Source organism: Cellulomonas sp. B6 (genome assembly GCF_001462455.1).
In the GTDB taxonomy this organism is placed as follows: domain Bacteria; phylum Actinomycetota; class Actinomycetes; order Actinomycetales; family Cellulomonadaceae; genus Cellulomonas.
Genome location: NZ_LNTD01000148.1, coordinates 1 through 4,452, shown reverse-complemented (window position 1 = coordinate 4,452; position 4,452 = coordinate 1). Strand labels below are relative to the sequence as shown.

The 4,452-nt window shown below is 73.2% G+C and carries 3 protein-coding genes and 1 pseudogene; all 4 read left to right on the top strand.

Annotated elements, in window-relative coordinates; all coding sequences use genetic code 11:
• Positions 1-268, top strand: a pseudogene (locus tag ATM99_RS13520) (methyl-accepting chemotaxis protein); the annotation flags it as partial.
• A gap of 118 nt (positions 269-386) precedes the next feature.
• A complete protein-coding gene (locus ATM99_RS13515; RefSeq protein ID WP_062103404.1) occupies positions 387-2,012 on the top strand; it encodes a methyl-accepting chemotaxis protein in 1,626 nt (541 codons plus the stop codon).
• Positions 2,013-2,116: 104 nt separating this feature from the next.
• Positions 2,117-3,202 carry a sugar-binding protein gene (locus ATM99_RS13510; RefSeq protein ID WP_062103403.1) on the top strand — a complete coding sequence of 362 codons (1,086 nt, stop codon included), beginning with the start codon at positions 2,117-2,119 and terminating at the stop codon, positions 3,200-3,202.
• On the top strand, positions 3,199-4,452 hold a 1,254-nt coding region (locus ATM99_RS19390; RefSeq protein WP_062103402.1), incomplete at its 3' end, for a methyl-accepting chemotaxis protein. The genes ATM99_RS13510 and ATM99_RS19390, both read left to right, overlap by 4 nt.

Here is a 4,452-nt window from a genome sequence, read left to right as displayed (position 1 = left end):
CTCGATCGGGTCGATCATCGCGAGCATCAACGACTACCAGCTGACGATCGCCTCGGCGGTCGAGGAGCAGACGGCCACGACGAACGAGATGTCCCGCGGGGTCGGTGAGGCCGCGACCGGGTCGGGGGAGATCGCGGCGAACATCACCGGGGTCGCGTCCTCCGCGCAGGAGGCGTCCACGACGCTGGGGCAGATGGGTGCGTCGGTCTCCGAGCTCGCCCGGCTCTCGGACGACCTGCGCCGCCGCGTGGGGGCGTTCACCTACTGAGACGCCGCGAGCGCCCCGGGTGAGATGCCAGCGCGCACCTCATCCGGGGCTTGGGCCGTCCGATGGACAGACGCGCAGGGGGCGTCACCCGTTCGTCGTACCGCCCTCGGAGGCACCCATGTCCAGCTCCACCGCACGCACGTCCCGCATCGGCGGCGTCCGGGCCAAGATCCTCGCCGTGGGTGCCGCCGGCGTCGCGTCCGCGCTGCTCACGGGCGGCGTCGCCCTGGTCGGCGTCAGCTCGCTCAACAGCGCCACCGAGCGCATCGACGAGCTGCTGGCCGCCACGCAGGCCGTCGGCGAGGTGCGCATGTACAACAGCGACGTCAACGGCTGGCAGTCGGCGTACGCGGGCGACGCTCACCGCGTCGGCGGGCCCGCCGCGGTCCTGCCCACCAGCGAGTCCCGGCGGCAGTACCTCGCGTCGGCCGACGCGCTGCGGACCTCGCTCACCGGGCTCGAGGCGCAGGGCGCGGTGCTCGAGCCCGCGCAGCGCGAGGCGATCTCGCAGGTCGCGGACCTGTGGGAGAAGTTCTTCGCGCTCGACGACCAGGTGGTCGCGGACTACGAGGCCAACGACCTCGAGGCCGGCGACGCGATCGTCCAGAAGGACGCGATCGCGCTGTACGGCCAGATCGGCCAGCTCACGCAGACCCTGCAGGACGACGTCGAGGCGCTCGCCGAGGCCGCGAACGACAACGCCACGACCGTGACGACGAGGACCGTCGCCATGATCGTCGGCGCGATCGTGGTCGGTGCGGCAGGTGCCGTGCTCGGTGCGGTGCTGGTGTCGCGTCGTGTGCTGCGGGGGGTCGGTGCGGTGCAGCGGTCGGTGGCGGCGATGGCGCAGGGTGACCTGACGGTGCCGGCGCACGTGGACTCGCGTGACGAGATCGGGGAGATGGCGGCGTCGTTGACGACGGCGCAGGCGTCGGTGCGTGACGTGATCGCGGGGGTGGCGGAGTCGGCGGGGACGGTGGCGGCTGCGGCGGAGGAGCTGGCGGCGGCGTCGGGTCAGGTGGCGTCGGGGTCGGAGGAGACGAGCGTGCAGGCGGGTGTGGTGGCGGCTGCGGCGGAGCAGGTGAGCAGGAACGTGCAGGCGGTGGCTGCGGGGGCGGAGCAGATGGGTGCCTCGATCCGGGAGATCGCGCAGAACGCGTCGGAGGCGGCGAAGGTCGCGCAGGCGGCCACGACGGCGGCGGACGAGGCGGGGGTCACGGTGAACCGGCTGGGGTCGTCGAGCGCGGAGATCGGGAACGTCGTCAAGCTCATCACGGCGATCGCCGAGCAGACGAACCTGCTGGCGCTCAACGCGACCATCGAGGCGGCGCGCGCCGGTGAGGCGGGCAAGGGGTTCGCGGTCGTGGCGGGCGAGGTCAAGGAGCTGGCCTCGGAGACGGCGAAGGCGACCGAGGACATCGCGCGGCGGGTCGAGGCGATCCAGGGCGACACCGCGGGTGCGGTCGCGGCGATCGGTCAGATCGAGGGGATCGTGCGCTCGATCAACGACTACCAGCTGACGATCGCCTCGGCGGTCGAGGAGCAGACGGCCACGACGAACGAGATGTCCCGCGGGGTCGGTGAGGCCGCGACCGGGTCGGGGGAGATCGCGGCGAACATCACCGGGGTCGCGTCCTCCGCGCAGGAGGCGTCCACGACGCTGGGGCAGATGGGTGCGTCGGTCTCCGAGCTCGCCCGGCTCTCGGACGACCTGCGTCGCCGCGTCGCCGCGTTCACCTACTGACCTGTCAGCCCGGGGGCGCTCAGATGTGCGCCCCCGGGGCCGATGGACGGGGCAGAGGACCGGTCACGGAGGACCGTCCGGGCGCACCCATGAAGGGGGACAGGATGCGACGAGCACTCAGCACGGCCGTGCTGGCGGTCGTGCCGCTGCTGGTGATGACGGGCTGCGGTGCCGTCACGGGCGGGTCGGACGACCGACCGCTCGTCGGGATCGCGATGCCGACGACCACGTCCGACCGGTGGATCGACGACGCCGACAACCTCGAGGCGCAGCTCGTGTCCCTCGGGTACGACGTGCAGCTCGAGTTCGCCGAGAACGACCCGGCCGCGCAGGTCGAGCAGCTCGAGGCGATGCTCGCCGCGGGGGCCGACGCGCTCGTCGTCGGCTCGGTCGACGGCACCGCCCTCACGGGCGTGCTCGCCGACGCCGGCGACGCCGAGGTCCCCGTGATCGCGTACGACCGGCTCATCCGCGACTCGGGCGACGTCGCGTACTACGCGTCGTTCGACAACGCGCGCGTCGGCGTCCTCCAGGGCACGTCGCTCCTGCAGGGTCTCGGCGTCCTCGACGCGGCCGGCGAGCCCACGGGCGTCGCCGGTCCCTTCCTCGTCGAGCTGTTCGCAGGCTCGCCCGACGACAACAACGCGACGTTCTTCTGGGACGGTGCGATGCAGGTCCTGCAGCCGTACCTCGACTCCGGCGTGCTCGTCGTCGGCTCGGGCCAGACGACCTTCGAGGAGGCCGCGACGCAGGCCTGGGACGCGAAGGTCGCCGCCAAGCGCATGCCGGTCCTCCTGCAGTCCTACGCCGACGGCCGCCGCCTGGACGGCGTGCTGTCGCCCTACGACGGCATCTCGCGCGCCGTGCTCGAGGCGACCGCCACCGCGCAGGCCACCCAGCCGGTCGTCACCGGGCAGGACGCCGAGGTCGACTCGGCCCGGCTCGTCGCGTCGGGCGGCCAGTTCTCGACCGTCTACAAGGACACGCGCCAGCTCGCCGAGGTCACGGTCGGCATGGTCCGGGCCCTGCTCGCGGGCGAGCAGCCGGAGGTCAACGACACCGCGACCTACGACAACGGCGTGCGCGTCGTCCCGTCGTACCTGCTGACCCCGCAGCTCGTCACCGGGGACAACGTCGAACGCGTGCTCGTCGACGGCGGCTACTACACGGCGCAGGAGATCGGACGATGACCCGGGACGCAGGCACCACCCACGGCGGCTGGTTCTGGAACCGGCCGCTGCGCACCAAGATCGTCGCGGTGCTCGTCTTCGTCGGCCTCGCGTTCGCGGTCGTCGGCGGTGCGGGTGCGTTCGTGCTGCAGCGTGCGGGCGCGCACCTCGAGGAGATGGCGGACCTCACCAACGAGCTGCAGGCGTCGATGGCCGAGATCCAGGTCGCGCAGCAGCGCAGCCACCTGCTCGTGCGGCGCGCGGTCGAGGCCGACCCGGCCACGCGTGCCCAGCTCCTGACGACCGTCGCGTGGGTCGACGAGGACGTCGCGTCCCGGATCGAGGTCGTCGAGGGCTACGACCTGTCCGACACCCCGCAGTGGAAGGACTTCCGCACCCGCTGGGACGCGTGGGTGCAGTACCGCGACAGCACGCTGCTGCCGCTCGTCGACGCGGGCGACGCCGCCGGGTTCGAGGTCGCGGTCGCGGCCGACGTGGCCGCCGACCCCGACTGGGCCGGGCGCGCGCTCGGGCTCGCCGAGGGGCAGGTCCGTGCCGGTGTCGACGCGATCCTCGCGCGGGCCGCCTCGGAGATCCGGGTGACGATCCTGGCGCTGGGCATCGCGTTCGTCGTCGCCGCGGTCGTCGCGGTCGCCGTCACGACCGGGCTCATGCGGCGCGTCGCCGCGTCGGTGCGCACGATGGTCGCCTCGATCGAGGCCCTCGCGCGCGGCGACCTCACCGTGACCCCGCAGGTGGTGGTCGGCGACGAGCTCGGGCGCATGGCCCTCGCGCTGGGGGAGGCGCAGCACAACCTGCGCACCACGATGGCGGGCGTCGCCGAGGCGTCCGGCACGGTGGCCGCCGCGGCCGAGCAACTGTCCGCCGCGTCGCGGCAGGTCGCGTCGGGCGCACAGGAGACGAGCGCGCAGGCAGGGGTTGCGGCGGGTGCCGCGGGCGACGTCGACCAGCACGTGCAGTCGGTGTCGGCGGGCGCCGAGCAGATGGGCGCCTCGATCCGGGAGATCGCGCAGAACGCCGCCGAGGCGGCCAAGGTCGCGCAGGCCGCGACCGCGGCGGCCGACGAGGCGGGTGTCACGGTCCAGCGGCTCGGGGAGTCGAGCCAGGAGATCGGGAACGTCGTCAAGCTCATCACGCAGATCGCCGAGCAGACGAACCTGCTGGCGTTGAACGCGACGATCGAGGCCGCGCGCGCCGGTGAGGCCGGCAAGGGGTTCGCGGTCGTCGCCGGTGAGGTCAAGGAGCTCGCG